Origin of the sequence: Streptomyces sp. NPDC051020 (genome assembly GCF_040683105.1) — a bacterium.
Classification (GTDB): Bacteria; Actinomycetota; Actinomycetes; order Streptomycetales; family Streptomycetaceae; genus Streptomyces.
The window spans coordinates 20,618-47,043 of record NZ_JBFBCG010000051.1; the positions used below are offsets into that span (position 1 = coordinate 20,618).

Annotated in this window: 25 protein-coding genes; 14 read left to right on the forward strand and 11 right to left on the reverse strand. The window is 71.8% G+C overall.

What is annotated here, in order from left to right; translation table 11 throughout:
* Window positions 1-20: 20 nt before the first annotated feature.
* Window positions 21-2,495 carry a helicase C-terminal domain-containing protein gene (locus AB0N06_RS25360; RefSeq protein ID WP_366136970.1) on the forward strand — a complete coding sequence of 825 codons (2,475 nt, stop codon included), beginning with the start codon at window positions 21-23 and terminating at the stop codon, window positions 2,493-2,495.
* A gap of 117 nt (window positions 2,496-2,612) precedes the next feature.
* Here AB0N06_RS25360 and AB0N06_RS25365 read toward each other — a convergent pair whose 3' ends face one another.
* Window positions 2,613-3,032: a hypothetical protein gene (locus tag AB0N06_RS25365; RefSeq protein WP_366136971.1), complete on the reverse strand. Its 420-nt coding sequence runs from the start codon at window positions 3,030-3,032 to the stop codon at window positions 2,613-2,615.
* Window positions 3,033-3,181: 149 nt separating this feature from the next.
* On the opposite strand from AB0N06_RS25365, the gene AB0N06_RS25370 reads away from it, so the two are divergent.
* Window positions 3,182-4,825: a DNA repair helicase XPB gene (locus AB0N06_RS25370; protein WP_366136972.1), complete on the forward strand. Its 1,644-nt coding sequence runs from the start codon at window positions 3,182-3,184 to the stop codon at window positions 4,823-4,825.
* A gap of 50 nt (window positions 4,826-4,875) precedes the next feature.
* Here the strand turns inward: AB0N06_RS25370 and AB0N06_RS25375 are convergent, their stop codons facing one another.
* A complete protein-coding gene (locus tag AB0N06_RS25375) occupies window positions 4,876-5,121 on the reverse strand; it encodes a hypothetical protein (RefSeq protein WP_366136973.1) in 246 nt (81 codons plus the stop codon).
* Window positions 5,122-5,534: 413 nt separating this feature from the next.
* On the opposite strand from AB0N06_RS25375, the gene AB0N06_RS25380 reads away from it, so the two are divergent.
* Window positions 5,535-7,655, forward strand: a complete 2,121-nt coding sequence (locus AB0N06_RS25380) for a UvrD-helicase domain-containing protein (RefSeq protein WP_366136974.1) — start codon at window positions 5,535-5,537, stop codon at window positions 7,653-7,655.
* A 138-nt stretch (window positions 7,656-7,793) separates the two neighbouring features.
* On the opposite strand, the gene AB0N06_RS25385 is transcribed toward AB0N06_RS25380, so the two are convergent.
* A complete protein-coding gene (locus tag AB0N06_RS25385; protein WP_366136975.1) occupies window positions 7,794-8,483 on the reverse strand; it encodes a copper homeostasis protein CutC in 690 nt (229 codons plus the stop codon).
* 248 nt (window positions 8,484-8,731) lie between these two features.
* Between AB0N06_RS25385 and AB0N06_RS25390 the strand changes: the two genes are divergently transcribed.
* The 3 genes from AB0N06_RS25390 (at window position 8,732) to AB0N06_RS25400 (ending at window position 13,150) form a co-directional block, all read left to right on the forward strand.
* Complete coding sequence (locus tag AB0N06_RS25390; protein ID WP_366136976.1) at window positions 8,732-11,020, forward strand: heavy metal translocating P-type ATPase; 2,289 nt, start codon at window positions 8,732-8,734, stop codon at window positions 11,018-11,020.
* Window positions 11,021-11,162: 142 nt separating this feature from the next.
* Entirely contained in the window at window positions 11,163-11,843 is a 681-nt protein-coding gene (locus tag AB0N06_RS25395; protein WP_366136977.1) for a hypothetical protein, read from the forward strand.
* 92 nt (window positions 11,844-11,935) lie between these two features.
* Window positions 11,936-13,150, forward strand: coding sequence for a Cmx/CmrA family chloramphenicol efflux MFS transporter (locus AB0N06_RS25400; protein WP_366136978.1), 1,215 nt, complete (start codon window positions 11,936-11,938; stop codon window positions 13,148-13,150).
* A 40-nt stretch (window positions 13,151-13,190) separates the two neighbouring features.
* Here AB0N06_RS25400 and AB0N06_RS25405 read toward each other — a convergent pair whose 3' ends face one another.
* Together AB0N06_RS25405 and AB0N06_RS25410 are read right to left on the reverse strand one after the other, a co-directional pair.
* On the reverse strand, window positions 13,191-13,478 hold the full coding sequence (locus AB0N06_RS25405) for a DUF4031 domain-containing protein (protein WP_366136979.1): 288 nt from the start codon (window positions 13,476-13,478) through the stop codon (window positions 13,191-13,193).
* Entirely contained in the window at window positions 13,475-13,843 is a 369-nt protein-coding gene (locus AB0N06_RS25410) for a hypothetical protein (protein ID WP_366136980.1), read from the reverse strand. Before AB0N06_RS25410 ends, AB0N06_RS25405 begins: the two co-directional genes overlap by 4 nt.
* 124 nt (window positions 13,844-13,967) lie before the next feature.
* Here AB0N06_RS25410 and AB0N06_RS25415 point away from each other — a divergent pair, with 124 nt between their 5' ends.
* Window positions 13,968-14,885 (forward strand): MurR/RpiR family transcriptional regulator, encoded by a 918-nt coding sequence (locus AB0N06_RS25415; RefSeq protein ID WP_366136981.1) that lies wholly within the window; start codon window positions 13,968-13,970, stop codon window positions 14,883-14,885.
* 76 nt (window positions 14,886-14,961) lie between these two features.
* Complete coding sequence (murQ, locus tag AB0N06_RS25420; protein WP_366136982.1) at window positions 14,962-15,936, forward strand: N-acetylmuramic acid 6-phosphate etherase; 975 nt, start codon at window positions 14,962-14,964, stop codon at window positions 15,934-15,936.
* A 157-nt stretch (window positions 15,937-16,093) separates the two neighbouring features.
* Here the strand turns inward: murQ and AB0N06_RS25425 are convergent, their stop codons facing one another.
* Entirely contained in the window at window positions 16,094-16,699 is a 606-nt protein-coding gene (locus AB0N06_RS25425) for a Uma2 family endonuclease (RefSeq protein ID WP_366136983.1), read from the reverse strand.
* A 238-nt stretch (window positions 16,700-16,937) separates the two neighbouring features.
* On the opposite strand from AB0N06_RS25425, the gene AB0N06_RS25430 reads away from it, so the two are divergent.
* Genes AB0N06_RS25430 through AB0N06_RS25445 form a run of 4 tightly spaced genes read left to right on the forward strand, consistent with a single transcriptional unit; the run spans window position 16,938 to window position 21,560 of the window.
* Complete coding sequence (locus AB0N06_RS25430) at window positions 16,938-17,540, forward strand: hypothetical protein (RefSeq protein WP_366136984.1); 603 nt, start codon at window positions 16,938-16,940, stop codon at window positions 17,538-17,540.
* On the forward strand, window positions 17,540-18,205 hold the full coding sequence (locus AB0N06_RS25435; protein WP_366136985.1) for an ABC transporter ATP-binding protein: 666 nt from the start codon (window positions 17,540-17,542) through the stop codon (window positions 18,203-18,205). The genes AB0N06_RS25430 and AB0N06_RS25435 overlap by 1 nt, the downstream gene beginning before the upstream one ends.
* The gene (locus tag AB0N06_RS25440; RefSeq protein WP_366136986.1) at window positions 18,202-18,927 is read left to right on the forward strand and encodes an ABC transporter ATP-binding protein; all 726 of its coding nucleotides are present in this window, start codon (window positions 18,202-18,204) and stop codon (window positions 18,925-18,927) included. Before AB0N06_RS25435 ends, AB0N06_RS25440 begins: the two co-directional genes overlap by 4 nt.
* Window positions 18,924-21,560 (forward strand): ABC transporter permease, encoded by a 2,637-nt coding sequence (locus AB0N06_RS25445; protein ID WP_366136987.1) that lies wholly within the window; start codon window positions 18,924-18,926, stop codon window positions 21,558-21,560. Before AB0N06_RS25440 ends, AB0N06_RS25445 begins: the two co-directional genes overlap by 4 nt.
* Here the strand turns inward: AB0N06_RS25445 and AB0N06_RS25450 are convergent.
* The 5 genes from AB0N06_RS25450 to AB0N06_RS25470 form a co-directional block, all read right to left on the reverse strand.
* A complete protein-coding gene (locus AB0N06_RS25450) occupies window positions 21,546-22,940 on the reverse strand; it encodes an ATP-binding protein (protein ID WP_366136988.1) in 1,395 nt (464 codons plus the stop codon). The genes AB0N06_RS25445 and AB0N06_RS25450 overlap by 15 nt on opposite strands.
* A gap of 59 nt (window positions 22,941-22,999) precedes the next feature.
* Complete coding sequence (locus AB0N06_RS25455) at window positions 23,000-23,686, reverse strand: response regulator transcription factor (protein ID WP_366136989.1); 687 nt, start codon at window positions 23,684-23,686, stop codon at window positions 23,000-23,002.
* A 9-nt stretch (window positions 23,687-23,695) separates the two neighbouring features.
* A complete protein-coding gene (locus AB0N06_RS25460; RefSeq protein ID WP_366136990.1) occupies window positions 23,696-24,511 on the reverse strand; it encodes a hypothetical protein in 816 nt (271 codons plus the stop codon).
* Between the two features lie 216 nt (window positions 24,512-24,727).
* The gene (locus tag AB0N06_RS25465) at window positions 24,728-24,961 is read right to left on the reverse strand and encodes a hypothetical protein (protein WP_366136991.1); all 234 of its coding nucleotides are present in this window, start codon (window positions 24,959-24,961) and stop codon (window positions 24,728-24,730) included.
* A complete protein-coding gene (locus tag AB0N06_RS25470) occupies window positions 24,958-25,203 on the reverse strand; it encodes a hypothetical protein (RefSeq protein WP_366136992.1) in 246 nt (81 codons plus the stop codon). The genes AB0N06_RS25465 and AB0N06_RS25470 overlap by 4 nt, the downstream gene beginning before the upstream one ends.
* Before the next feature lie 113 nt (window positions 25,204-25,316).
* Here AB0N06_RS25470 and AB0N06_RS25475 point away from each other — a divergent pair, with 113 nt between their 5' ends.
* Together AB0N06_RS25475 and AB0N06_RS25480 are read left to right on the forward strand one after the other, a co-directional pair.
* Window positions 25,317-26,159 (forward strand): helix-turn-helix transcriptional regulator, encoded by an 843-nt coding sequence (locus AB0N06_RS25475; RefSeq protein WP_366136999.1) that lies wholly within the window; start codon window positions 25,317-25,319, stop codon window positions 26,157-26,159.
* Window positions 26,140-26,406, forward strand: a complete 267-nt coding sequence (locus AB0N06_RS25480) for a DUF397 domain-containing protein (protein WP_366136993.1) — start codon at window positions 26,140-26,142, stop codon at window positions 26,404-26,406. The genes AB0N06_RS25475 and AB0N06_RS25480 overlap by 20 nt, the downstream gene beginning before the upstream one ends.
* Window positions 26,407-26,426 lie beyond the last annotated feature (20 nt).

Genomic DNA, 26,426 nt, shown 5'->3' on the forward strand with positions numbered 1-26,426 from the left:
GAGCGACTACCGTGGGACGGATGGGGATGACCACACCACCGCGGACGCTCGCCGAAGCGCTGCGTGCCCGGGACGACGAGTCGCTGACCGGGCTGCTGCGTGCCCGTCCCGACCTCCTGTCTCCCGTGCCGAACGACATCACCCAGCTGGCGACGAGAGCCGGCACCCGTGCCTCTGTCGTGCGCGCGCTGGAGCACCTCGACCGGTTCGCCCTGCAGACCGCGGAGGCGCTCGCGGTCGCACCCGACCCGGCCTCGTACGACACCCTTCTCGCCCTCCTCACGGGCGACGGCCAGGACGACGGCGCGCAGCTCGACGACGCGGGTTCGGCGATCCGGGACGCGGCGCCGGGAGCCCTCGCGACCTTGCGCGAACAGGCCCTGGTCTGGGGCGAGGACGACCGGCTGCGGCTGGTCCGTACCGCGCGCGAACTTCTCGCACCGTCCCCGCAGCACCCCTCCCCCACCGGTCTCGGGCCGACCGTCGCCGAGGCCACGGCCGGCATGTCGCCGGGTCGGCTGCAGGAGATCCTGGCGGCAGCCGGGCTGCCCGCCACGCACGACCCGGTCTCCGCCGTGGCCGCGCTGGCCGCGCTGTTCACCGACCGGACCAGGATGGGCGAGCTGCTGGACACCGCGCCGACGGAGGCGCTCGCCGTACTTGACCGGCTGGTGTGGGGTCCGCCGTACGGGGAAGTGACCCCGAACCCGACCCCGCCCGTGACGTGGCTGCGCAACCGCGGGCTGTTGCTGCCCGTGTCGACGCGCACCGTCGTCCTGCCGCGCGAGGCGGCGCTGCATCTGCGGGCCGGGCGCGCCCACCGCGTACCGGAGCCGCTGCCGCCCGCCGTCGTGGCCGCCGCGACCCGCGATCCCCAGTCTGTGGACAGTGCGGCCGCAGGTCAGGCGCACCTGGCGGTGTCCACCGTCGAGGAACTCCTGACGAGCTGGAACAGCGGCGGCCCCGCCATGCTCCGGGCCGGCGGCCTCAGCGTCCGCGAGCTGAAGCGGACCGCGTCCGTCCTCGACGTGTCCGAGCCGATCGCCGCGTTCTGGCTCGAACTCGCCTACGCGGCCGGGCTGCTGGCCTCCGACGGCGAGGCCGACGAGCGGTACGCGCCGACGCCCGCATACGACGACTGGACCGAACTCCCCGTCCAGGACCGCTGGGTGCGCCTCGCGACCGCCTGGCTCTCCGCCACCCGCACCGCCGGTCTGGTCGGCGGCCAGGACGCCAAGGGCCGGGCCCTGTCCGCGCTCGGCCCCGAACTGGACCGCTCGGCAGCACCCGAGGTACGCCACCGCATCCTGGCCCTGCTCGCCTCCCTGGTCCCCGGCACCGCCCCGGACCCGGAGACGTTGCTCGCCCGGCTCCGCTGGGAACGGCCGCTGCGCGGCACCTCCACCTCCGCCGGGGACACCACCGACCTCCGGTCCCGGATCGCCCTGTGGACACTGAACGAGTCCGAACTCCTCGGCATCACCGGCCGCGGCGCACTCTCCTCCCAGTCCCGCGCCCTGCTCGTCTCCGGGCCCGCCGAGGCGGCCGCGCTGCTCGCCCCGCTCATCCCTGAGCCTCTCGACCACGTCCTGCTGCAGGCCGACCTGACGGCCGTCGCGCCCGGCCCGCTGGAGCGCCCCCTCGCGGACACCCTGTCCGTCCTCGCGGACATCGAGTCGAAGGGCGGAGCGACCGTCTACCGGTTCACGCCCGGCTCCGTACGCCGCGCGCTGGACGCCGGACGGTCCGCGGCCGATCTGCACGCGTTCCTCGCCACACACAGCCGCACGCCGGTCCCGCAGCCGCTCAGCTACCTCATCGACGACATCGCCCGTCGCCACGGCCATCTGCGGATCGGCGCCGCGTCCGCGTACGTACGCTGCGACGACGAGGCCGTACTGGGCGAGATCCTCGCCGACAAACGCTCGGCCACCCTGCGCCTGCGCCGCCTCGCGCCGACGGCGCTGGCCGCCCAGATCGACCCGGCGTCCCTGCTCGAAGGGCTGCGCGAGATGGGGTACGCGCCCGCCGCCGAGTCCGCCGAGGGCGATGTCCTGATCACCCGCGCGGGCACCTGCCGCACCCCTCCCCGTACACCCCCCGTGCCGGTCCCCGAGGGCCCGCCGCACCCCGACGGAACGCTGCTGGGCGCGGCGGTACGCGCGATCCGCGCCGGGGACACGGCCGCCACCGTCGTCCGCAAGGACACCTCCCAGGACGCCGCGGCCCCGGCCGGTTCACTGCCCCGTACAACCTCCGCGGAGACTCTCGCGACCGTCCAGGCCGCGGTCATGACGGGCTCGGCGATCTGGATCGGCTACGTCAACGCGGACGGCGCGGCCAGCCAGCGCGTCATCGCGCCGGTGCGGGTCGAGGGCGGCTTCGTGACGGCGTACGACCACACGGCGGACGAGATCCGCACGTATCCGCTGCACCGGGTCACGGGCGTCGCGGAACTGGCCGACTCCGAAGACGCCTCGTCCGGTGACACCTGACGGGTCAGCGCGCGGCGTCGGATGCGGTGCATCGCAAGGCGGAGGGGCGTCCGCATACTGGAGGTATTCGGACGTTCCGACAACGCGGCGACATGCCGTGGCTGTCGTCGTGCGCCGTCAGACATGACGGGACAGTCCTTGTTTCAGCGAGACGAGCCACCGCCAGCGTGGCTGCTCGGTGACCACGGCGGCCGCCGCGAGCAGCGTCACCGGAACGGCCGCCCACACCGGCCACAGCAGCCACGACGAGACGACGGCAGCGCCCAGCTCGGCCAGCACCATCAGGATCGTGGCCCAGCCCGGCACGGCGACGATCACACTGTTCTTGTCGCCCGGGGTGGACAGAACGGCCGGCAGGCCGATCAGTACCACCAGCGACAGCGCCGCGAGCAGCCACGAGTGGCCGGCCAGCACCCAGGGGGTGGTCACCCAGGCGACGAGTTCGGTGGCGAAGCGCAGCACGGACGGTATGCGGTCGTCCGGACGCGCGGAAGCGGTTCGTTCCGGGGGCGTTTCCCCGGCAGCGGCATCAGTCACGGACGGACCATGACACACACCCCGCCCGCGCGGCGGGCGGAGGGCCGAACGCCACGGCGGCCGACACCGACGCACCACCTGCCCCGCATGCGGCACACTGGACGTTTGGCCGCACGGGCGGCCACCCCCCGTAGAAAGGGCCGAGACGCGTGACCGGACCCCTCATCGTCCAGAGCGACAAGACGCTGCTCCTGGAAGTCGACCACGAGCAGGCCGACGTCTGCCGTCGGGCGATCGCCCCGTTCGCGGAGCTGGAGCGTGCGCCCGAGCACATCCACACCTACCGGCTGACGCCGCTCGGACTGTGGAACGCGCGCGCCGCCGGGCACGACGCCGAGCAGGTCGTCGACGCCCTCGTGCAGTACTCCCGCTACCCGGTGCCGCACGCGCTGCTCGTCGACATCGCCGAGACGATGGCCCGGTACGGCCGCCTCACGCTCTCCAAGAACCCGGTCCACGGGCTGGTCCTGACCTCCACCGACCGGCCGGTGCTGGAGGAGATCCTCCGGTCGAAGAAGGTCCAGCCGCTGGTCGGGGCGCGGATCGACCCGGACACCGTGGCGGTGCACCCGTCCGAGCGCGGGCAGATCAAGCAGACGCTGCTGAAGCTGGGCTGGCCCGCCGAGGACCTTGCCGGGTACGTGGACGGCGAGGCCCACCCGATCGAGCTGGCCGAGGACGGCTGGGCGCTGCGTCCGTACCAGAAGCAGGCCGTCGAAGGGTTCTGGCACGGCGGCTCCGGGGTGGTCGTACTGCCGTGTGGTGCGGGGAAGACGCTGGTCGGGGCCGGTGCGATGGCGCAGGCCAAGGCGACCACGCTGATTCTGGTGACGAACACCGTCTCGGCCCGGCAGTGGAAGCACGAGCTGGTGCGGCGGACCTCGCTGACCGAGGACGAGATCGGCGAGTACAGCGGTGCGCGCAAGGAGATCCGGCCGGTCACCATCGCCACCTACCAGGTGCTGACGACCCGCCGTAAGGGCATCTACCCGCACCTGGAGCTGTTCGACTCCCGCGACTGGGGTCTGGTGATCTACGACGAGGTGCATCTGCTGCCCGCGCCCGTCTTCAAGTTCACCGCCGACCTGCAGGCCCGGCGGCGGCTCGGCCTCACCGCGACGCTCGTCCGGGAGGACGGCCGCGAGTCGGACGTCTTCTCGCTGATCGGTCCCAAGCGGTTCGACGCCCCGTGGAAGGAGATCGAGGCGCAGGGCTACATCGCGCCCGCCGACTGTGTCGAGGTACGCGTCAATCTGACGGACTCGGAGCGGCTGGCGTACGCGACGGCCGAGGCGGAGGAGAAGTACCGGTTCTGCGCGACGACCGCGACGAAGCAGAAGGTGACGGAGGCGCTGGTGCGCAAGCACCGGGGCGAGCAGACTCTCGTCATCGGGCAGTACATCGACCAGCTCGACGAGCTGGGTGAGCATCTGGGCGCCCCGGTCATCAAGGGCGAGACGAGCAACGCACAGCGCGAGAAGCTCTTCGACGCGTTCCGTGAGGGCGAGCTCAGCGTCCTTGTCGTGTCGAAGGTCGCGAACTTCTCGATCGACCTGCCGGAGGCGACCGTCGCCATTCAGGTGTCGGGCACATTCGGCTCGCGGCAGGAGGAGGCGCAGCGGCTCGGCCGGGTGCTGCGGCCGAAGGCGGACGGGCACGAGGCCCGGTTCTACTCGGTGGTCGCCCGCGACACGATCGACCAGGACTTCGCGGCGCACCGCCAGCGGTTCCTGGCCGAGCAGGGGTACGCGTACCGGATCGTGGACGCGGACGAGCTGCTGGCGAACGACTGAACTCAGAGGCCGCGCACGTAGGTGGGGCGTCATCGGTTTTCGCGGCGTACTCAGTGGGCGCGCTGTTCTCCGTGGGCGCGGCGTGCTCGGTGGTCGTGCTGTTCTCGGTGGTCGCGGCGGAGGACGCCCGCCTCCTCCGCGTACTCGCCGAGGACAGCCACGCCGAACGCGGCGCGCGCGAAGACCTTGACGGCGCGCACGGCGTCGCCGACGTGGTGGGTGGGCGGGTGACCGGTGGCCGCGGTCGCGCCGTGCGCGGGGCCGGTGCCGTGTGGGTTCAGGCTGACGGTGCTCATGTAGTCCATGGTCCTGCTCCCGTTCCGCAGAGGCATCGGCTCGCGGGCGGAATCCCCGTGGGCTTCGCACAGGCCTCCGGTCGCACGCCGTCCCCTGCGGGGTGGGCCAAGGGGCGGACGAGGGGCGGGCCCCGCGGCCCAATTCATTCGACCCTGCCGGTCGCGGTCGATACAATCGCCGGTCTGCCCGCCTCCCGCACCGTGGTACCGGCTCTTCGCCGGCAGCCGGGGGAGCGCCGCCGACCGGACGGAAACCGGCCGACAGCCGCACGCGCACCAGCGTGCGCACCCCGTGATCGATCCCCGAGCGGACCGCATCGCCCCCGGCACGTGACCGGGAGCGAGCCGCGGTCCGCCGTCCTGCGTCACAAGCCGGAGGCAACACCGTGCCCGCGCACGAACACGAAGCCGTTATGACGACCACCACCGATGCGCTGGCTCACGAGCGCGCCCATCTCGCCGCGTCCCGCGCCGCGCTGCGGGCCATGCGCGAGGACGCGCAGGCCCTCGACATCCGCGATGTCACCGCGAACTGGGTGAACGCTGTCGTCCTGCAGGCCAAGGTCGACGAACGCATCAAGGCGCTCGCCGATCTGTCGCACACCCCGCTCTTCTTCGGCCGCCTCGACTATCTGCACCGGGTCGGCGCGGATCAGGCCGAGGGCGCCTCACGAGGGGCGGCGCGGAGCGCCTCGGCCAAGGGTGGTGGTGGGCGACGGGAGGGCGAACAGTTCTACATCGGGCGCCGCCACGTCCATGACGCCGACGGCGACCCGATGGTCATCGACTGGCGTGCGCCCGTCTCGCAGCCGTTCTACCGGGCTTCGAGGAAGGACCCGCAGGACGTCGGACAGCGGCGCCGTTTCGGCTACACCGGCGGCGAACTGACCGCGTACGAGGACGAGCACCTCACCGACCCCACCGAGGCCACGCAGACCAGCAAGCTGCTCCAGGCGGAGATCGAGCGGCCACGCGTGGGTCCGATGCGCGACATCGTGGCGACGATCCAGCCGGAGCAGGACGAGATCGTCCGCAGTGGACTGGGCGGGACGGTCTGCGTCCAGGGAGGCCCGGGTACGGGTAAGACCGCCGTCGGTCTGCACCGTGTCGCCTATCTGCTGTACGCGCACCGGGAGCGCCTCGCCCGCACCGGCACGCTGGTGATCGGGCCGAACCGGTCGTTCCTGCACTACATCGAGCAGGTGCTCCCGGCCCTCGGTGAGCTGGAGGTGAAGCAGGCGACCGTCGACGATCTGGTGGCGGCACATGTCGAGGTACGGGGATCGGACGCGGCGGAGGCAGCCGTCGTCAAGGGTGACGCCCGGATGGCGGAGGTGCTGCGGCGGGCGATCCGTTCGCATGTGACGCTGCCGACGGAGCCGGTGATGGTGGTGCGCGGTTCGCGGCGGTGGCGGGTACCCGCGTACGAACTGGAGGAGATCGTCACGGAGTTGCTGGCCCGCGACATGCGGTACGGCGCGGCGCACGAGGCGCTCCCGCAGCGGATCGCGCACGCCGTCCTCGTCCGGATGGAGGAGGCCGGCGAGGCGCCCGACGACCGGGTGCAGAACGCGGTGGCCCGTACTCCGGCGGTCAAGGCGGCCGTGAAGGCGATCTGGCCCGCGGTCGATCCGGCGAAGCTGGTGCTGCGGCTGCTCTCCGACCCCGATTTCCTGGCCGCGCACGCGGACGGGCTGCTCACCGAGGACGAGCAGAAGGCGATCCTGTGGACGAAGCCGGCCCGCAGTGTGAAATCGGCGAAGTGGTCGGCGGCGGACGCGGTGCTGATCGACGAGGCGAGCGATCTGGTGGCACGTACGCACTCGCTCGGCCATGTCGTCCTCGACGAGGCGCAGGACCTGTCGCCGATGCAGTACCGGGCGGTGGGACGGCGGTGCACGACGGGTTCGGCGACGGTGCTCGGCGATCTGGCGCAGGGGACGACGCCGTGGTCGACGGAGAGCTGGGCGCAGGCGCTGCACCACCTGGGCAAGGAGGACGCCGTGGTGGAGGAGCTGACGGCGGGCTTCCGTGTGCCGAGGGAGGTCATCGCGTACGCGTCACGCCTGCTGCCGGTGATCTCGCCGGGACTTGCGGCGGTGGAGTCGGTGCGTGAGTCGCCGGGTTCGCTGGCGGTACGGGAGGTGCCCGACGCGGCCGTACTGGACGCGGCGGTGATCGCGGCCTGCGAGGAGTCGCTGGCGCAGGAGGGCTCGATCGGGCTGATCGCGGCGGACGCGCGGATCCCGGTGCTGGCGGAGGCACTGACGGCGGCGGGTCACGCGTATCTGTCGCCGGGCGAGGAGACGACGGCCGAGTCGCGGCTGACGCTGGTCCCGGCGTCGCTGGCGAAGGGCCTGGAGTACGACTACGTGGTGCTGGACGAGCCGGCGGCGGTGGTCGACGGCGAACCGGACGAACGCACGGGTCTGCGCCGGCTGTACGTGGCGCTGACCCGTGCGGTGTCGGGGCTGACCGTGGTGCATGCGGCGGAGCTGCCGGAGGTGCTCGGGGGTACCGGGGTCGTCCGGTAGCCGCTTTGTCGTCAAACGCCGGACGGGCTGGGAGATCAAGCCCGTCCGGCGTTCGAGGACGGAACCGTTCAGCCGGATGAGCCCGGACTCACGGCACGGGGCCACCTCGCCCCTGGCTAGTGCCGCCGAGGACGGGACCTACGCGTCAAGCACCGCCCGCCACTCCCGTACCGCCGCCGCGTCCACCGGACCCGACCAGCCGTGCGGGCGCGCGGCGCCGCCGATGTGTACGGCGTCGATGCCCGCGGACAGCAGCTCCGGCAGGTGGTCCAGGCGGAGCCCGCCGCCCACCAGGATCTGCGCCTCGTACCCGGGCTCACCCTTGCGCGCCGCCTCGGTCAGCAGCGTCGGAATGCCGTCGTCGACGCCCTTCGGCGAACCCGCCGTGAGATACGTGTCGAGGCCCGGCAGGTCTGCCAGCTGTTTGCGCAGGGTGTCCCGGTCGGTGGCGTGGTCGATCGCGCGGTGGAACGTCCAGCGGCAGCCCTCCAGCTCGGCGAGGAGGCGTTCGACGGCGACCAGGTCCGGGTGGCCCTCGACGTCCAAAAAGCCCAGGACGAATTCCTCGGCGCCCTCCGCCCGCAGCTCGCGCGCCCTGGGCAGGAGCACCTCGATGTCGCCGGCCACGAAGCCGTCCGCCGACCTGAGCATCACCCGCAGCGGAATGTCCACCGCCGCCCGGATCTCCGCGAAGGTCGCACAGGACGGGGTCAGGCCGTCCGCCGCCATGTCGGTGACCAGCTCAAGCCGGTCTGCACCACCCGCCTGGGCAGCGACCGCGTCCTCCGCGTCGAGAGCGATCACCTCCAGGACTGCACGGTTGCTCATGGGACCCCATTCCTCCAGTAAGCAGCTACAGGTCTAGTCCAATGGACAGCCTACGGGGCGGTCGCCCGAGGACGCAGCCTCAATCCGACGTGAAGATACGCGAGGTCAGACGCGCGCCAGACGATCGGACGCGCGCACTCCGGGTCCCGACGATGGATCACCCTTGCGCTTTATAGGGGTAGGGGGTATACCTGAACCAGCAATGCATACCCCCTAGGGGTATCAACATCTCCGCCAGGGAGGACATCGTGTCCGCGCACACCGCCACAAACGGCACCGGAACAGCCGCCGGCACCACCAGAGAGGTCGAGCTCGCGATCGGCGGCATGACCTGCGCCTCCTGCGCGGCCCGTATCGAAAAGAAGCTCAACCGGATGGACGGCGTCGAGGCCACCGTCAATTACGCCACGGAGAAGGCCAAGGTCAGCTACCGGGGCGAGGACATCTCCGTCCAGGACCTGATCGCCACCGTCGAGAAGACCGGCTACACCGCGCACGAGCCCGCTCCGCCGGTACGCAGCGAGGACGACTCCCCCGGCGCCGCGGAGGCCGACGAGCTGCTCCCCCTGCGGCAGCGGCTGCTCACCGCCGTGGTGCTCGCCGTCCCGGTGATCGCGATGGCGATGATCCCGGCGCTCCAGTTCGACTACTGGCAGTGGCTGTCGCTGACCCTGACGGCGCCGGTCGTCACGTATGCCGCCTGGCCGTTCCACCGCGCCGCCTGGACCAACGCCAGGCACGGCGCGGCGACGATGGACACGCTGATCTCGGTCGGCACCTCGGCCGCGTTCCTGTGGTCGCTGTGGGCGCTGTTCTTCGGCACGGCGGGGATGACGGGCATGACACACCCCTTCGAGCTGACCATCGGCCGCAGTGACGGCGCCGGGAACATCTATCTGGAGGCGGCGGCCGGCGTCACCGCGTTCATCCTGGCCGGGCGCTATTTCGAGGCCCGTTCCAAGCGGAAGGCGGGTGCCGCACTCAAGGCGCTGCTGGAGCTGGGCGCCAAGGAGGTCACCGTGGTGCGGGGCGGCCGCGAGGTGACCGTCCCGACGGCGGAGCTGCGGGTCGGGGACCGCTTCCTGGTCCGCCCCGGCGAGAAGATCGCCACTGACGGCACAGTCGTCGAGGGCGCCTCGGCGGTCGATGCGTCGATGCTCACCGGCGAGTCCGTGCCGGTCGAGGTCGGTGTCGGGGACTCCGTCACCGGTGCCACGCTCAACGCGGGCGGCCGGCTCGTCGTCGAGGCGACACGGATCGGCGCCGACACGCAGCTGGCGCGGATGGCGAAGCTCGTCGAGGACGCGCAGAACGGCAAGGCGGCGGCGCAGCGGCTGGCCGACAGGATCTCCGCGGTGTTCGTGCCCGTGGTCATCGCGCTCGCGCTCGGCACGCTGGGGTTCTGGCTGGGCAACGGGGCCGGTCTGACGGCCGCGTTCACGGCCGCCGTCGCCGTACTGATCATCGCCTGCCCGTGCGCGCTGGGCCTCGCCACTCCGACCGCCCTCATGGTGGGGACCGGGCGCGGCGCGCAGCTCGGCATCCTGATCAAGGGCCCGGAGGTCCTGGAGACCACGCGTCGCGTCGACACGATCGTCCTGGACAAGACCGGCACGGTCACCACCGGCCGGATGACGCTGCTGGACGTCAACGTGGCGCCCGGCACCGACGCGACGCAGGTACTGCGGCTGGCGGGCGCCCTGGAGCACGCCTCCGAGCACCCCATCGCCCAGGCGGTCGCCGCCGGTGCGGTCGAGCGGACCGGCGCGGCGCTCCCCGCCCCGGAGGACTTCGCCAACGTCGCGGGGCTCGGCGTCCAGGGCGTCGTCGAGGGGCACGCGGTCCTCGTCGGCAGGGAGCAGCTGCTCGCCGAGTGGGAGATCCATCTGCCGGTGGAGCTGGCCCGGAAGAAGGCGGCCGCCGAGGCGGCGGGCCGGACGGCCGTCGCGGTTGCCTGGGACGGCGAGGCGCGGGCGGTTCTGGAAGTCGCCGACGCGGTGAAGGACACCAGCGCGGAGGCGATCGCGCGGCTGCGGTCACTGGGGCTCACGCCGATCCTCCTCACCGGGGACAACCGGGCGGTCGCGGAGTCGGTCGCGGCGGAGGTCGGGATCGGCCGGGACGACGTGTACGCCGAGGTCATGCCCGAGGACAAGGTCGACGTCGTCAAGCGGCTGCAGGCGGAGGGTCGTTCGGTCGCGATGGTCGGCGACGGCGTCAACGACGCGGCGGCGCTGGCCCAGGCGGACCTGGGGCTGGCGATGGGCACGGGCACGGACGCGGCGATCGAGGCCGGTGACCTGACGCTGGTCCGCGGGGACCTGCGGGCCGCGGCGGACGCGATCCGGCTGTCACGGAAGACGCTGGGGACGATCCGTACGAACCTGTTCTGGGCGTTCGCGTACAACGTGGCGGCGCTGCCGCTGGCGGCGGCGGGGCTGCTGAACCCGATGATCGCGGGGGCCGCGATGGCGTTCTCGTCGGTGTTCGTGGTGGGGAACTCGTTGCGGCTGCGCGGGTTCCGCGCCGCGGCCTGAGGGACATGCCCCAGGGGTGAGCACCGGCCCGACGGGGCCGGTGCTCAGCCCGCGATCATCCGCACCGTCTCCCGAACCCCCGGCGGGCCGGGTAACCGGGCCCGCTCGCCGTGGACGACGGGGGGAATCTACTCTCGTGCGTATGACGGACGAGAGCGCGCACGAGAGCGGATCTTCCCCCGACGCCGCGGACGCGCTCCGGGCCCGCTGGAGCGATGCTCTGCTCGCCGTGCGGGGAGGCGGGACCGGCCCCGATCCGCTGCCGTACGCCGACAACCTGCTCGCCCGCTGGGCCGAACCGCAGCGCCGCTACCACACCACCGCCCATCTGACGGCGGTCCTCGACCGCATCGACACCCTCGCCGGTCACGCCGCCGCCGCGGACGCGGTCCGCCTCGCCGCCTGGTTCCACGACGCGGTGTACCGCCCGGACCGCTCCGAGAACGAGGAGCGCAGCGCCGCCCTCGCCGAGCGCGCCCTGCCCGAGGCCGGGGTCCCGGACGCCGTCACCGCCGAGGTCGCACGGCTGGTCCGGCTGACCGTCACCCATGACCCGGCGGGCGGCGACACCAACGGCGAGGTGCTGTGCGACGCGGACCTGGCCATCCTGGCGGCCGCCCCCAAGGAGTACGCGGCATACGCGGCCCAGGTGCGGGACGAGTACGGCTTCGTCCCCGACGAAGCCTTCCGAAGCGGGCGTGCGGCCATCCTGCGACAGCTGCTCGGACTGCCGCGGCTGTTCCGTACGCCGCACGGGTTCGCCGAGTGGGAACCGCGGGCCCGGCAGAACCTACTGACCGAGCTGGAACTGCTCACCCGTTGAGACGGCCGACGAGATATCCCGATACGGGAATGTAACGCCCGTGGTCGCTGTTGGCAGCTGTCATGCCCGACTCTGCCGCTCGCCGCTCACGCATGCCACTCGCCGTATACATTCTGGGCCTCTCGGTCTTCGCCCTGGGCACCAGTGAGTTCATGCTCTCCGGGCTGTTGCCGCCTATCGCCGACGACATGAACGTGTCGATCCCCCGGGCCGGACTCCTCATATCCGCCTTCGCCATCGGCATGGTGATAGGCGCACCCCTGCTCGCCGTGGCCACGCTCCGGCTGCCGCGCCGCACCACCCTCATCACACTGATCTCGGTCTTCGGCCTCGGGCAGGTCGCGGGAGCGCTCGCGCCGACGTACGAGGTGCTCTTCGCCTCCCGCGTGGTGAGCGCCTTCGCGTGCGCCGGGTTCTGGGCGGTGGGGGCGGCGGTCGCCATCGCGATGGTGCCGGTGAACGCGCGGGCCAGAGCGATGGCCGTGATGATCGGCGGGCTGTCGATCGCGAACGTCCTCGGCGTACCGCTGGGGGCGTTCCTCGGTGAGAACCTCGGCTGGCGGTCGGCGTTCTGGGCGGTCGGCGCGGCGTCCGCCGTGGCGCTCGTCGGTGTCGCGACGCTCATCCCCCGCATCCCGCTCCCCGAGGAGAAGCCGCAGCTGGGGCGGGAGATGTCCATCTACCGTGACCGGCAGGTGTGGCTGTCGATCGTGATCACGGCGCTCGCGGCGGGCGGGGTCTTCTGCGCGTTCAGCTATCTGGCGCCGTTGCTGACAGATGTGGCCGGGCTGGATTCGGGCTGGGTTCCGACGGTTCTCGCGCTGTTCGGGATCGGGGCGCTGGTCGGTACGACGATCGGCGGCCGGGTCGCGGACGCGCACCTCTTCGGGGTGCTGATGAGCGGTATCGCGGCCTCGACAGTCTTCCTGGTCGCGCTGGCGCTGTTCGCCTCGAACCAGGTCGCCGCGGTCGGGCTGGCGTTCCTGCTGGGCGTGTCGGCGTTCTACACGGCCCCGGCGCTGAACGCCCGGATGTTCAACATCGCGGGCGCGGCCCCGACCCTGGCGGGTGCGACGACGACCGCCGCGTTCAACCTCGGCAACACGGGCGGCCCCTGGCTGGGCGGCACGGTGATCGACGCGGACTTCGGCTTCGAGGGGACTGCCTGGGCGGGCGCGGCGATGACGGCCCTGGCGCTGGTCGCCGTGGTGTTCTCGCTGCGGCTGCACAGCGGGGCCCGGTCGCGCCGGGTGACCGGGTCGCCCGCCGTGACGTCCTCGCCGGCGTCCGTCGACGTGGAAGCGTGAAGCTCCTCCGCCGCCTGAGCGGTGTGGCTTCGGCAGTCGTTCAGCCGCCGGGCACCCGGCCGCGTGCCGGGCGCCCTTTGGGGCGCCGCAGTCCCGCCTCCGTGAGCCGACGGACGAGCTCCTTCGAACCGATCTCGACGGCCCCGGCCCGCACCGCGTCCGCGTACCGCGTTTCCGGTACGTCGTAGTGGTCCCGCTCGAACGCCTGCGGCGGGCAGCCGATGGCGGCGGCGAACGCGTGCAGTTCGTCGAAGGACACGTCGCTGACCAGATGCGACCAGAGCCGACCGTGGCCCGGCCAGTCGGGCGGGTCGATATAGACCGTCACCGGCCGAGCACTCCGCTCAGCGCGCCCACGCGCGCCACCATCACGGTCGCCTTGGTGCAGACCCAGCGCGGGTCCGGGCCCAGCTCCGGTTCGACGTCGAGGGCGTGCGGGTCGCCCGCGTCGCACACGGGGCAGAGCGGCCAGCGGCCGTACCGCTCCAGCAGCGCGTCCTGGACGTCCTGGGCGACGAGGCCGACGACGTAATCCACGCCGTCCGGCCAGTGCTCGACCCACCAGCGCCGGTGCGTCACCGCGTCCTCGACGAGCGAGACGATCTCGGCCTCGGCGACACCGCCTGCGGCGAGATCGGCCATGACCAAGGCGCGGGCGGTGTGCAGCGCCTGCTCCAGGCGGTTCAGCTCCATGCAGCCATTGTCACCCCGAGTGCGACCATGTCCTGCGTCCAGTCACCCGTCCCGGCCTCCGTTCCGTCAGAGGTCGGGACCACAGGGGGTTGACGGACCACAGTGTTGAAAATACCTTCCAAAGGTGACCCATGACCTGAAGGAAAGTTTCAGCGGTGATGCGCCGCCCGCTCCGGCCGCGCTCGCGGCCAAGGTGCGGACGCTCGCGCCGTCCATGACGCGCTCCATGCAGCGGGTCGCCGAGGCCGTAGCCGGTGACCCGGCCGGCTGCGCCGCCCTGACGGTCACCGGTCTCGCCGAGCTCACCGGCACCAGCGAGGCGACCGTGGTCCGCACGGCCCGCCTCCTCGGCTACCCCGGCTACCGGGATCTGCGCCTCGCCCTCGCCGGGCTCGCCGCCCACCAGCAGTCCGGCCGCGCCCCCTCCGTCACGGCGGACATAGCTGTCGACGACCCGATCGCCGACGTGGTCGCCAAGCTCGCCTTCGACGAGCAGCAGACCCTCGCGGACACGGCCGCCGGACTCGACACGGTGCAGCTCGGTGCCGCCGTCGCCGCCGCGTCGACCGCCCGCCGGATCGACATCTACGGCGTCGGTGCCTCCTCTCTCGTCGCCCAGGACCTGGGGCAGAAGCTGCTCCGCATCGGCCTGATCGCGCACGCGCACATGGACCCGCACCTGGCTGTCACCAACGCCGTGCAGCTCCGCTCCGGCGATGTGGCGATCGCGATCACCCACTCCGGTTCCACCGGTGACGTGATCGAGCCGCTCCGGGTGGCGTTCGACCGGGGCGCGACGACGATCGCGATCACCGGCCGCCCCGACGGCCCGGTGACGCAGTACGCGGACCACGTGCTGACCACGTCCACCGCCCGCGAGAGCGAGCTGCGCCCCGCCGCCATGTCGAGCCGGACGAGCCAGCTCCTCGTCGTGGACTGCCTGTTCATAGGGGTTGCCCAGCGGACGTACGAGACGGCGGCCCCGGCGCTCGCCGCCTCGTACGAGGCACTGGCCCACCGCCACACTCCCCGCACCCGCTGACCACACGAGCAACCGCCCCCAGCCGCACGCGCTGAACCGTACGAGCCACGAGATCGAGAAAGCAGAGCCGCTCCCCATGACCTCCACCACCGACGCCAACGCCGCGACGCCCGATCAGCCCTCCGAGTACGGGGAGCTGCGCGCCGAGCTCGCCACCCTCACCACCGAGGCGTTCCGGCCCGAGCTCGCCGAGATCGACCGGCTGGCCACGCTGGAGATTGCCCGGATCATGAACGGCGAGGACCAGTCCGTCCCCTCTGCCGTCGCCGCCCGGCTGCCCGAGATCGCCGCCGCGATCGACGGGGTCGCCGCGCGCATGGCCCGTGGTGGCCGGCTGATCTACGCGGGCGCGGGCACCGCGGGCCGGCTCGGCGTCCTGGACGCCAGTGAGTGCCCGCCCACGTTCAACACCGACCCGTCCGAGGTGGTCGGTCTGATCGCGGGCGGCCCGTCCGCGATGGTCACAGCCGTCGAGGGTGCCGAGGACAGCAAGGAGCTGGCCGCCGCCGACCTCGACGGACTGGATCTCACCCCGGACGACACGGTGGTCGGCATCTCCGCCTCCGGCCGTACGCCGTATGCGATCGGAGCCGTCGAGCACGCCCGCGCCAAGGGGGCGCTGACCATCGGCCTGTCCTGCAACGCGGACTCGGCGCTCGGGGCCGCGGCCGAGCACCCCATCGAGGTCGTCGTCGGCCCGGAACTCCTCACCGGCTCGACCCGCCTGAAGGCCGGTACGGCGCAGAAGCTCGTCCTCAACATGCTGTCGACGATCACGATGATCCGGCTCGGCAAGACGTACGGAAACCTCATGGTCGACGTCCGCGCCTCCAACGAGAAGCTGCGCGCCCGCTCCCGCCGGATCGTTTCCCTCGCCACCGGCGCCTCCGACACGGAGATCGAAGCCGCGCTCACCGCCACCGACGGCGAGGTGAAGAACGCGATCCTCGCCATCCTCGGCCAGGTCGACGGTCCGACCGCCGCCACGCTCCTGTCCGCGTCCGACGGTCACCTCCGCACCGCCCTCGCGGCCGCACCCCGCAGCACCTGACCCGATCCGGGGCACCGCTCCGCACCCACCGGTCACGGCGACCGGTATCCCGGCCTGCCCGACCACGGACCCGCCGCAGGAACCGACCCGCGCCTGCCCCCCCGTAACGCAACAGAGGGCGACACCCGCACCGGGTGCCGCCCTCAGCCGTGCCCGGTCACACCGGAAAGTCCCCCGTGGGCAGCGTCGTGCCGAAGGGCTCGGGAAGCGTGAGCGGCTTCCCGAAGGGCACGGGGTCGGAGTGCTTGTACGTCCCGTCCTCGTTCGGCTCCGTGAACAGCGTGGCCATCGCGCCACGGGTGTCGAATCGGTCGATCAGCAGGTACAGCGGCACGCCCGCGCGCGCGTAGGAGCGGTACTTCTTCGTCCGGTCCTCCCGGGCATTGCCCTTCGACGTGATCTCGACGATGAGCAGGGCCTCGGAGGCGTTCATCGGATCGCTGGATTCCGGATCGGCTTCCACGATCAGCTCCGACGGCATGACCACCAGGTCGGGAACGTAGAGCTTGTCCAACGGGGCAACGTGCACGCCCAGGGTCTGGTAAATGCCCAGTTCCTCGGGGAGACCCCGATACAGGCGACGCTGCACCATCTCGGCGATGCCGTTGTGATGCGCATGAGGCGGTGGTACCAAGACGATCTGCCCTTCGTCGATCTCGGCGCGCCACCCCTCGGGCACGTCCAGTTCACGCCATGTCTGCAGCAGGTATTCCCACGGGCGGCCCTCAGCGGGCCGGTCGTTCTCGACCATCGCGGCGGTCATCGCGGGTCCCTTCTCCTGTGGCCTGTCAAAGGAGCGTAGATCGACGGTTCTGCGGCAGTTCGCCGCTCCCACCAGCGTCCCACGATCGTGTGACGTGCGCAGCGACCCTCCGCCGTGTGCCCGTCGGCGTTAACCCCCCGCTAACCCTCCGCAACCACGGCGCTGGCCGGTGGGTTTCTAGCGTCGCAGTGGGGTCGGCATCCCGGTCGGCTCCTTCGCTCGCGCAGAGGTGTTCCCCATGCGTCGTACCTTGTCAGCCGTGGTGACCGGCCTTGTGGTCGTCACCGGGGCCGCGGCCTGTTCCTCCTCCTCCGGTTCGTCCGGTTCCTCGCACTCGTCGTCCTCCTCCACGGTCGCGCCTCCGAAGGAGGTGAATCCGGCCGGTGACATCCCCGACGACCAGGTGTACGTCGCGTGGTCGCCGTCCGGCGGCGGGTACACGGTGAAGGTGCCGGAGGGGTGGGCCCGTCAGCAGGCGGGCGGGGCCACGGTGTTCAGCGACAAGTTCAACAGCATCCGGATCGACCGGAGTCCGGCGAACAAGGCCCCCACGGTCCAGTCGGTCCGCTCGGCCGATCTGCCGGCCGTCCAGCGCAGCGCGAAGAACGTCACGGTGGGGAAGGTCAGCACCGTGAAGCGCTCGGGCGCAACCGCCGTGCTGGCCACTTACCAGGCCGACTCGGCGCCCGACCAGGTGACCGGGAAGAGCGTGCGCCAGGATGTCGAGCGGTACGCGTTCTGGAAGAACGGCACCCAGGTCGTGCTGACCCTGTCCGGTGCCGTGGGCGCCGACAACGTCGATCCCTGGCACATCGTGACGGACTCCTTCCGGTGGGCGTGATGACCGAGACCCGGCTCACCGCCGATTCCCTGTACCGGTTCTTCCGCGCGGGCGAGGAGGAGACGTTCGCGCTCCAGGGCGTGGGGCTCCAGGTCGAGAGGGGCGAGATCGTCGCGGTGACCGGCCCTTCCGGTTCCGGGAAGACCACGTTGCTGAGCTGCCTGGCCGGGCTCGACGAGCCCGACGGCGGCACCGTGCACGTCGCCGGTGAACGCCTCTCCCACCAGCAGGAACACCTGCGCAGCCGGCTCCGCGCCCGCTACATCGGCGTGTTGTTCCAGTCCGGCAACCTGCTGGAACACCTCACCGTCCGCGACAACATCCGGCTGGTGCAGGGCATTTCGGGCGGCACGGACCGCCCCGGTGTGCACGAGCTGCTCCGGGACGTCGGCATCGCCCCCCGTGCGGGCGCACTGCCCCGGCAGCTGTCGGGCGGTGAAGCCGCCCGCGCCGGGCTGGCCGTCGCGCTGGCCAACAACCCGGCTGTTCTGCTGGCCGACGAGCTGACCGGCGAGGTCGACGGGGAGACGGAGCGCCGCGTCCTCGCGCTGCTGCGCGAACGCGCGCGTGCGGGCACGGCGATGGTGCTCGTCACCCACTCGCGCGCGGTGGCCGCCGTCGCCGACCGGGTGCTCCGGCTGCGTGACGGGAGGTGGGTGCGATGACCGGCGTCGGTCCCACGGCCGCAAAGCCGCTCGTCGTCTGCGTGGACGCGGCCCGTACCTACGGCTCGGGGCCGAACGCCGTCGTCGCCGTGCACGGGGCGAACTGCGTCGTCCCCGCCGGTGCACGGATCGCCGTGGTCGGCCCTTCCGGCTCCGGCAAGTCGACCCTGCTGCATCTGATGGCGGCCCTCGACCGGCCCACGGCCGGTACGGTCAGCCACCCCGGGCTGACCGCGGACCCCGAAGGCGCTGCGGACATCCTGCAGGCCCGGGACATCGGGGTCGTCTTCCAGGGGCCCAGCCTGCTGCCGCCGCTCACCGCCCTGGAGAACGTCTCCCTGCCCCTGCTCATCGACGGCCTCACGGCGGACGAGGCCGCCGGCCGGGCGTCCGCCGCCCTGGCCGAGCTGGAGCTCGGAACGCTGGCCGCCAAACTCCCGGACGAGATGTCCGCGGGTCAGGCGCAACGCGTCGCGGTCGCCCGGATGCTGGCCCGCCGGCCGCGGCTGATCCTGGCCGACGAGCCGACCGGCCAGCTCGACCGCGAGACCGCCCGGCACGTGCTGGAGGTGCTGCTGTCGGCCGCCGACTCGCTCGGCGCGGCCGTCCTGATCACCACCCATGACGCCCGGGTGGCGGGCGCCCTCGACGAGCGCTGGTACATGGCCGACGGCCGTCTCGTACAGCCCGAAACCCCCGACCGGGAACGTGAGTTGCGATGATCGGAATCTGGCTCTCGGGCCTGCTGCGGGTGCGCAGCGGACGCCTGATCGGGACGGCACTCGGTATCATGGTCGCCGTCGCGCTGCTCGCGGCGCTCGGCGGTTTCCTGTCCACGACCCGCGCCACCATGACGTCCCAGTCGGTGCGTTCGGTGTCCGTGGACTGGCAGGTGCAGGTGGCCACCGGCGCGGACGCACAGCACGTGCTGTCCACCGTACGGGGTCTGCCCGGCACCAGGGCGGCCCTGCCGGTCGGGTACGCACAGACCGGTGGTCTGGGTGCGCACACCGGCGGAACGACACAGAACACCGGCGCGGGTTCGGTCATCGGCCTGCCTCCCGGATACGCCGCCACGTTCCCCGGCGAGATACGGCTGCTGGCCGGCCGGGAGCAGGGCGTGCTCCTCGCCCAGCAGACCGCCGCCAATCTGCACGCGGCCCCCGGTGACACGATCACCGTCAAGCGGGCGGGCGGGCTGCCGCCCGTGCCGGTGAAGGTGGCCGGTGTCGTCGATCTGCCGTTCGCGGACTCGTTGTTCCAGAAGGTGGGCGCCCCGCCCCAGTCGCAGCCCTCCGCGCCGCCGGACAATGTCGTCCTGATGCCCCGGCAGACCTGGGATTCGGTCTTCGGTCCGCTCGCCTCGGCCCGCCCCGACCTGGTGCAGTCGCAGATCCACACCCTGCGCACCCACTCCCTGCCGTCCGACCCGGCCGCCGCTTACGCCACGGCCACCGGCAACGCACACCACGCCGAGGTGCAGCTCGCCGGTACCGGCCTGGTCGGCGACAATCTCGGTTCGGTCCTGGACGCCGCCCGGTCCGACGCCCTGTACGCACAGCTGCTCTTCCTCTTCCTCGGCGTGCCCGGGGCCGTGCTGGCCGCGGCCCTGACCTGGGCGGTCGCCCAGTCCGGTGCGGGCCGTCGCCGCAAGGAGCAGGCGCTGCTGCGGACGCGCGGTGCGACCGTCGGCCGGCTGATGGGCCTGGCCGGTGTGGAGGCGGCCGTGGTCGCGGTGCTCGGCGCGGCCGGTGGTCTGGGGCTGGCCATGCTGGTGGACCGCTGGGCCTTCCACGGCAAGGGCATTCCGCTGTCCTGGATGCTGATCGCGTGCGTCGTCGGCACCTTCGTCGCGGCGGCGACCGTGCTGGTGCCCGCCCGGTACGACGCCCGCCGGGCGACGATCGCCTCGGGGCGCACCGCGGTCGAGCGGCGCACGGTGCCGCGCGCCGCGTGGTGGGTGCTGGGTCTCGGCCTGCTCGCTGGTTCGCTGGCCGTCTTCCGCGCCACGAGCGGCACCAACTACGCCCTGGTCCTGGCGCCGGAAGGCACCCCGACCCTGTCGGTCGACTACTGGGCGTTCGCCGGTCCCGCGCTGCTGTGGGCGGGCGGCGCGGTGGTGGTCTGGCTGCTGGTGGATCTGCTGCTGCGCCGCGGCAGGCCGGTCCTCGCCCGGCTGTTCCGCCCGACGGCCGGGGTCCTGTCCGGCACGGTCGCGGCCGGCCTGTCCCGGCAGCGCGGCACCGTGGTCCGCTCGGTGGTGCTGCTGGCACTGGCCTGCGCGTTCGCCGTGTCGACCAGCGTCTTCAACTCCACGTACCGCCAACAGGCTGCGGTGGACGCGGTGTTGACCAACGGCGCCGATGTCACGGTCACCCAGCCTGCCCTCTCCGCAGCGGACACCGCAAAGCTGGCGGCGGTTCCGGGCGTACGGCATGTGGAACCGCTCCAGCACCGGTTCGCCTATGTGGGTGCCGACTTGCAGGATCTGTACGGGGTACGGCCCGCGAGCATCGTGTCGGCGGGGCGGCTCCAGGACGCCTATTTCTCCGGCGGCACCGCACGGTCCCTGATGGACCGTCTGGCTCAGCGCCCGGACGGGCTGCTGGTCAGCGCGGAGACGGCGCACGACTTCCAGTTGCACCCCGGCGATCAGGTGCGGCTGCGTCTGACCGACGCACGGACCGGCCAACTGCGGACGATCCCCTTCCACTTCCAGGGTGTCGTCAAGGAGTTCCCGACGGCCCCGAAGGACAGCTTCCTGGTCGCCAACGCCTCGTACATCGCGCGTACGACGGGCAGCGGCGCCGCCGGGACGCTGCTCGCCGACACCGGGGGCACCGGCCAGCGTCAGGTGGCCGACCTGGCGAAGAAGGCGTTGGGCCCGAGCGCCCATGTCACGGATCTGCCGTCGTCGCAGACCGTCGTCGGCTCCAGCCTGACCGCGGTCGATCTCGCCGGACTCACCCGGGTCGAGCTGGGCTTCGCCCTGGTGATCGGTGCGGCGGCGGGCGGTCTCGTCCTGGCCCTGGGCCTGGCCGAACGGCGTCGCACGCTGGCGCTGGCCTCGGTGCTGGGGGCCAGGGGCCGGCAACTGTCCGGGTTCGTGTGGAGCGAGGCGGCACTGGTCGCGGTAGCGGGTGGCGCGGCCGGTGCGGTCGTGGGATGGGCCCTGTCGCACATGCTGGTGAAGGTGCTCTCCGGGGTCTTCGACCCGCCCCCGGACCAGGTGGCGGTGCCATGGGCGTATCTCGTCGCGCTGGCCGGTATCACCGCGGCCACGCTGGCGGTGGCGGCCTGGGCGGCGGCGCGACACGCACGCAGACCTCCGCTGACCGAACTACGGGAACTGTGAGGCTTCTTGCTCCTCCACCGGTGACGCCGCCAGGAGCCAGGTGAACCGGGGCCGGGGCCGGGGCCGGGAGACGAACAGCCTCCCGCCCTCGGCCTCGGCCAGTGACCGGGCCAGCGCGAGTCCGATCCCATGGCCTCCGGCGGCCGGTCCACCCGCCCGCGCGGCCTCACCACCCCGCCGCTCGAAGACACCGTCCCCAGCCGCTTCGGGGATGCCGTCCCCCTCGTCCTCGACATCGACTGCGACGACCCCGGCCATCTCCTTCGCGTGCACGGTCACCGTGCCCCGGCCGTGCGTCACCGCGTTGGAGAGCAGCACGTCGAGGATCTGCCGGGCGGCCCGCCGCGAGCCGAGCGCCTGCGGCAGGGCGTCGTCGATCCTGATCTCCAGGCGCCGCCCCTGTGCGGCGAGCGGCCCGTGCCAGTCCCCCTCGGCACGGGCGAGCAGGGCCGCGAGGTCGAGCGGCGCCCGTTCGGGTACGTCCCTGGCGAGGGCGAGCAGATCGTCCAGGGTGGTTTCCATGCGTTCGAGCTGCGCCAGGGCCGAGCGGACGGCCGCGCGTGGCCCGGCACCCACACCGGCATCCGCACCGCCCTCCACATCAGCGTCCGGAACATCAGCGTCCGGACCGGCCGCGAGGGACATCTCCAGTTCCAGTCGTACGCCGGTCAGTGCCGTACGCAGCTGATGCGAGGCGTCCGCACTGAACGCCCGCTCCCGGCGCAGGAGTTCATCGATGCGGGCAGCAGCCCGCGCCAGCGCATGGCCGACCGCGTCCGGCTCCGGAAGCCCGGACGGCTCCGCCCTGGCCGTCAGATCGCCGCCCTCCATCTCCCGGGCGACCCCGGCCAGCTCCTCCAGCGGGCGGGCCAGCCGCCTGCTCGACCGTACGGCCAGCAGGGCTCCCCCACCCACCGCGACCGCCGCCGGCGCCAGCATTCCGGCCCAGGTCAGCGCGGCCCGCCGCAAGGGCCCGGAGGCCGGTGAGGCGACCCGTACGACCGCCCGCACCTGCTCCGATCCCCCCACGGGAACGGCCACGACCAGGCTGTCGCCGATCTCCCGGGTGACGACCCGGCCCGCCTCCGCCTCCCGTACCGGGGCATCACCCGCGCCCGGACCCGCCCCGAGGATGCGGCGGGCGTCGGTCCCGTACACCGCGATGTCCGTACCGGACTCGACGGGCGGCAGCTCGATCGGGTCGCCCGTGGCGGTGATCCGCTCGGGCAGGCTGAGCGCGACCTGTTCGCCCAGCGACTGCGCCTCCCGCTCCTCGTCCTGCTGGTACAGCCGCAGCGCCGCGTAACCGAGCGGCAGCGCGAAGAGCAGCACCGCGCACGCCACGGCGAGAACGGTGGCTCTCAGAATGCGACGACGCACGGCACGCCCTTTCTCCACCTACCGGACTACGGTCATGGCTTCTCGTGACCGGGCCACGGTCACGGCCCGGTGGGGTCCTCCAGCCGGTACCCGAACTGCCGCAGCGTCGTGATGCGCACCTGGTCACCGAGCTTGCGGCGGAGGGCGGCCACATGAACGTCGAGGGTCTTGGTGGGGCCGAACCAATTCTCGTCCCACACGTCGCTCATCAGATCCTCCCGGCTCACCGCCTGCCCCGGGCGGACCGCGAGACGCACCAGCAGGTCGAATTCGCGGGGCCTGAGTTCCACCTCGCCGGTCGGGGTGGTGCAGCGCCGCGCCGACCGGTCGATCACCAGCGCCCCGACACGGAGATGAGGTGCACTGCCGTTCGTGTGGGGCGCCGCGCGCCGCAGATGGGCGGTGACCCGAGCCTGGAGTTCGGCGAGCCGGAACGGCTTGGTCAGGTAGTCGTCGGCGCCGCACTCCAGCGCCTGGATGACATCCATTTCCCCGGTACGGGCGGTCAGCACGACCAGCACCGCGTCCGGCGCCCGCTCACGGAGTCTGCGGCAGAGTTCGAAACCGTCGATGTCCGGCAGCCCCAGATCGACGAGGAAAAGATCGGCGGCGGGTAGCCGCTCCGTGACGGCGAGGGCGCTCGCCCCGTCGGGGCACCACTGGCTGCCGTGGCCCAGCACCCGCAGGGTGGCGACCAGCCGACTGCCGATCGCCGGATCGTCCTCGATGACCACGATGCGCGCCATCCCGTCACGCTACCGCGACCGGGCGGCACCCTCCTCCGCCACATCGCGCCGGGTCCGGGTCAGGAAGACGACCAGGCCGAGGATGACGACCAGGAACAGGATGCTGGTGCCGACCGTGCCCAGCCCCAGCCCGCCGTCCGCCGTGGGCTGAGACAGGTAGTCGCCCAGCGAGGCGCCGAGCGGCCTGGTCAGGACGTACGCGATCCAGAACGACCACACCGCGTTGAAGCCCAGCGTGCGGTGCGCGAGCGCCACGGCCGCGATCAGCGCGGCGAACACGACCGCGGAGAGCCAGTACCCCAGGTTCAGCTTCTCCGCCGTGAGGTCGCCCGCGGACGTGCCCAGCGCGAACGTGAACAGGATCGCCAGCCAGTAGAACGCCTCACGGCGCGTCGTCCGGATCGAGTGGATGGACAGCGTCCGCTCGCTCGCGTACCAGGCGAAGAACGTGACGGCGAGCGCCACCGCGAAGACCACGGTCGTGGTCTGGAGCGGAACGCCGAGGTTGTCGGTCAGATTGTCGCTGATCAGCGTACCGACGACGCTGATCAGGACCACGGACAACCAGTACAGGCTCGGCACATACGCACGCGCCCGGAACTGGAAGAACAGGGTGACGACCAGCAGCGCACTCATCAGGTACGAGGTGTTGGTCAGCCCCATGCCCAGGTTGTCGTTGAGCAGATCGGCCGCGGTCTCGCCCACGGTGGTGCACAGCACCTTGATCACCCAGAAGTAGAGGGTTACTTCCGGGACCTTGTTCAGCATCTGCCGCGCCCGGGAGCGCGTGCCGGGCGCATACGTCTCACTCGTGTCGGTTGTCATGGAACGGCACGCTGGCATGGCCTCCCTGAAATTTTCCTGACTGCGCACGGCACCCGAGCCGCGTGCGACACGTGTTCACCGAGCTCGGAAGCCTCGCCGCCGTCGCGACGCTCGCCCTTCGACCGGACCGGCCGGTCCGGTCGAAGGGCGGCACCCACCCAGAGCGTCGCCCTTCCGCACGTCCGCCGCCGGGTCAGCCCTGCCCGGCCGACACCGTCACGGCAGCCGCCCCTCCCGGTTGACCTCCCTGACCCTGGCCCGCAGCACTTCCCCGAGCGGGGCCGGGCGCACCGATTCCGGCGGACAGTCCCACTCCGCCCCACCGCCCGGCGGCCGCAGCTGTACGTACGGTCCGACGCACCCCATCACGCGCCCCACCCGCCCGTCGCGGGAATCCACCGCGAACGACCCGGGTTCCGGCGCACACGGCTCAAGCCCCTCACCCGTCATGTCCGCTCTCCCTGTTGCCCGTCCGCGCCCAGCACAGCACTCAGCCGCAGCGCCGTATCGATGGTGCACCGTCCGAGGTCCACCAGCGGCGCGGGCTCGTTCCCCGCGCATGACACCGGATCGACCCGCAGCGACGGCAGCGCGAGCCCGACGCCTTTCAGCCCTTGCCTCAGCTTCTCCACCGCGTCCTCCGCCTCCCGAACTCTTCTGGCAGCAACCCGTCGTCGCTCTGCATTGGTCATCCTGCACACCTTCCACGCTCCGTAACCGCAACGTCCACCCAGCGTGTCCAACGCGCGGCTAACCTGGAAGGGGCGCAGAACCAACAACCGCACGTGTGTCACAGGGAGTTGTCATACCGGGGCCCAAGAAGCTCGACCCGTCCTCCTCTCCGCGCGCCCTCCTCGGCGCCGAACTCCGGCACCGAAGGGACAAAGCCGGTCTTTCCCAGGAAGAACTCGGTCTCCCGCTCTTCGTCAGTGGCTCGTTCATCGGCCAACTGGAGTCCGGTACACGCCGGATGCAGGTGGACCAGGCCCAGAAGTTCGACGAAATCCTGCATGCGGACGGATTCTTCGTACGTAACTGCGTCGCCCTGAAGAAGTCGAAGTACCCGGATCACTTCGCAGAGGCGGCGGAGGCGGAAGCCGTCGCGAAGACCATCAAGGAGTACGCACCGCAGCTGATTCCCGGTCTGCTGCAGACGGAGGCGTACGCGCGAGCGGTGTTCCGTGCATACCAGCCGACAGCACCGGAGAACGTGATCGACGACCTGACCACGGTGAGGCTGGATCGGGCACACCTGCTGTCCGATCCAACAACTCCCTTGGTTTGGGCAGTTCTGGATGAGGCGGTGCTGCGTCGGGAGGTCGGCGGACCGGCAGTGATGGCAGAGGCACTCCGCCACATCCTGAAGCTGGCCCGCGAACACCGGATCATCGCGCAGGCACTGCCGTACAGCGCAGGCGGACATGCTGCAATGGCCGGCAGTCTCAAGCTGATGGCGTTCTCGGATGCGCCTCCCCTTGCCTATCTGGAGAGCCTCGGTTCGGGCCAACTCCTGGACGATCCAGCCACCGTCACCGAATACGAGCTGACCTACGATCTCCTAGTGGCCAGCGCATTGTCACCGGAAGCGTCCCTGGCCTTGATCGAGTCCGTGGCGGAGGATCACGCCCATGAAGATCAGCAGTTCTGACTACGACCTGACCACGGCGACCTGGCACAGGTCGTCGTACAGCGACGCAAGCGGCGGCAACTGCCTCGAAGCCGCCACCTGGCGGAAGTCGACGTACAGCGGCGGCGACGGCGGCAACTGCCTCGAAGTCGCCGACGGGCAACCCGGTGTCGTCCCGGTCCGTGACTCAAAGGTTCCGGACGGCCCGGCACTCGTGTTCCGTACGGCGACGTGGTCGTCCTTCATCGCGGACCTCAAGCGCGCTTAGGCCGTGCTTCAAAAGCCGTC

Excerpts from the sequence above, each read along its gene's own strand:
- AB0N06_RS25360 (WP_366136970.1), top strand. The coding sequence starts at position 21 with ATGGGGATGACCACACCACCGCGGACGCTCGCCGAAGCGCTGCGTGCC.
- AB0N06_RS25375 (WP_366136973.1), bottom strand. The coding sequence starts at position 5,121 with ATGAGCACCGTCAGCCTGAACCCACACGGCACCGGCCCCGCGCACGGC.
- AB0N06_RS25380 (WP_366136974.1), top strand. The coding sequence starts at position 5,535 with ATGACGACCACCACCGATGCGCTGGCTCACGAGCGCGCCCATCTCGCC.
- AB0N06_RS25385 (WP_366136975.1), bottom strand. The coding sequence starts at position 8,483 with ATGAGCAACCGTGCAGTCCTGGAGGTGATCGCTCTCGACGCGGAGGAC.
- AB0N06_RS25395 (WP_366136977.1), top strand. The coding sequence starts at position 11,163 with ATGACGGACGAGAGCGCGCACGAGAGCGGATCTTCCCCCGACGCCGCG.
- AB0N06_RS25400 (WP_366136978.1), top strand. The coding sequence starts at position 11,936 with ATGCCACTCGCCGTATACATTCTGGGCCTCTCGGTCTTCGCCCTGGGC.
- AB0N06_RS25410 (WP_366136980.1), bottom strand. The coding sequence starts at position 13,843 with ATGGAGCTGAACCGCCTGGAGCAGGCGCTGCACACCGCCCGCGCCTTG.
- murQ (WP_366136982.1), top strand. The coding sequence starts at position 14,962 with ATGACCTCCACCACCGACGCCAACGCCGCGACGCCCGATCAGCCCTCC.
- AB0N06_RS25425 (WP_366136983.1), bottom strand. The coding sequence starts at position 16,699 with ATGACCGCCGCGATGGTCGAGAACGACCGGCCCGCTGAGGGCCGCCCG.
- AB0N06_RS25430 (WP_366136984.1), top strand. The coding sequence starts at position 16,938 with ATGCGTCGTACCTTGTCAGCCGTGGTGACCGGCCTTGTGGTCGTCACC.
- AB0N06_RS25435 (WP_366136985.1), top strand. The coding sequence starts at position 17,540 with ATGACCGAGACCCGGCTCACCGCCGATTCCCTGTACCGGTTCTTCCGC.
- AB0N06_RS25440 (WP_366136986.1), top strand. The coding sequence starts at position 18,202 with ATGACCGGCGTCGGTCCCACGGCCGCAAAGCCGCTCGTCGTCTGCGTG.
- AB0N06_RS25445 (WP_366136987.1), top strand. The coding sequence starts at position 18,924 with ATGATCGGAATCTGGCTCTCGGGCCTGCTGCGGGTGCGCAGCGGACGC.
- AB0N06_RS25455 (WP_366136989.1), bottom strand. The coding sequence starts at position 23,686 with ATGGCGCGCATCGTGGTCATCGAGGACGATCCGGCGATCGGCAGTCGG.
- AB0N06_RS25460 (WP_366136990.1), bottom strand. The coding sequence starts at position 24,511 with ATGACAACCGACACGAGTGAGACGTATGCGCCCGGCACGCGCTCCCGG.
- AB0N06_RS25465 (WP_366136991.1), bottom strand. The coding sequence starts at position 24,961 with ATGACGGGTGAGGGGCTTGAGCCGTGTGCGCCGGAACCCGGGTCGTTC.
- AB0N06_RS25470 (WP_366136992.1), bottom strand. The coding sequence starts at position 25,203 with ATGACCAATGCAGAGCGACGACGGGTTGCTGCCAGAAGAGTTCGGGAG.
- AB0N06_RS25480 (WP_366136993.1), top strand. The coding sequence starts at position 26,140 with ATGAAGATCAGCAGTTCTGACTACGACCTGACCACGGCGACCTGGCAC.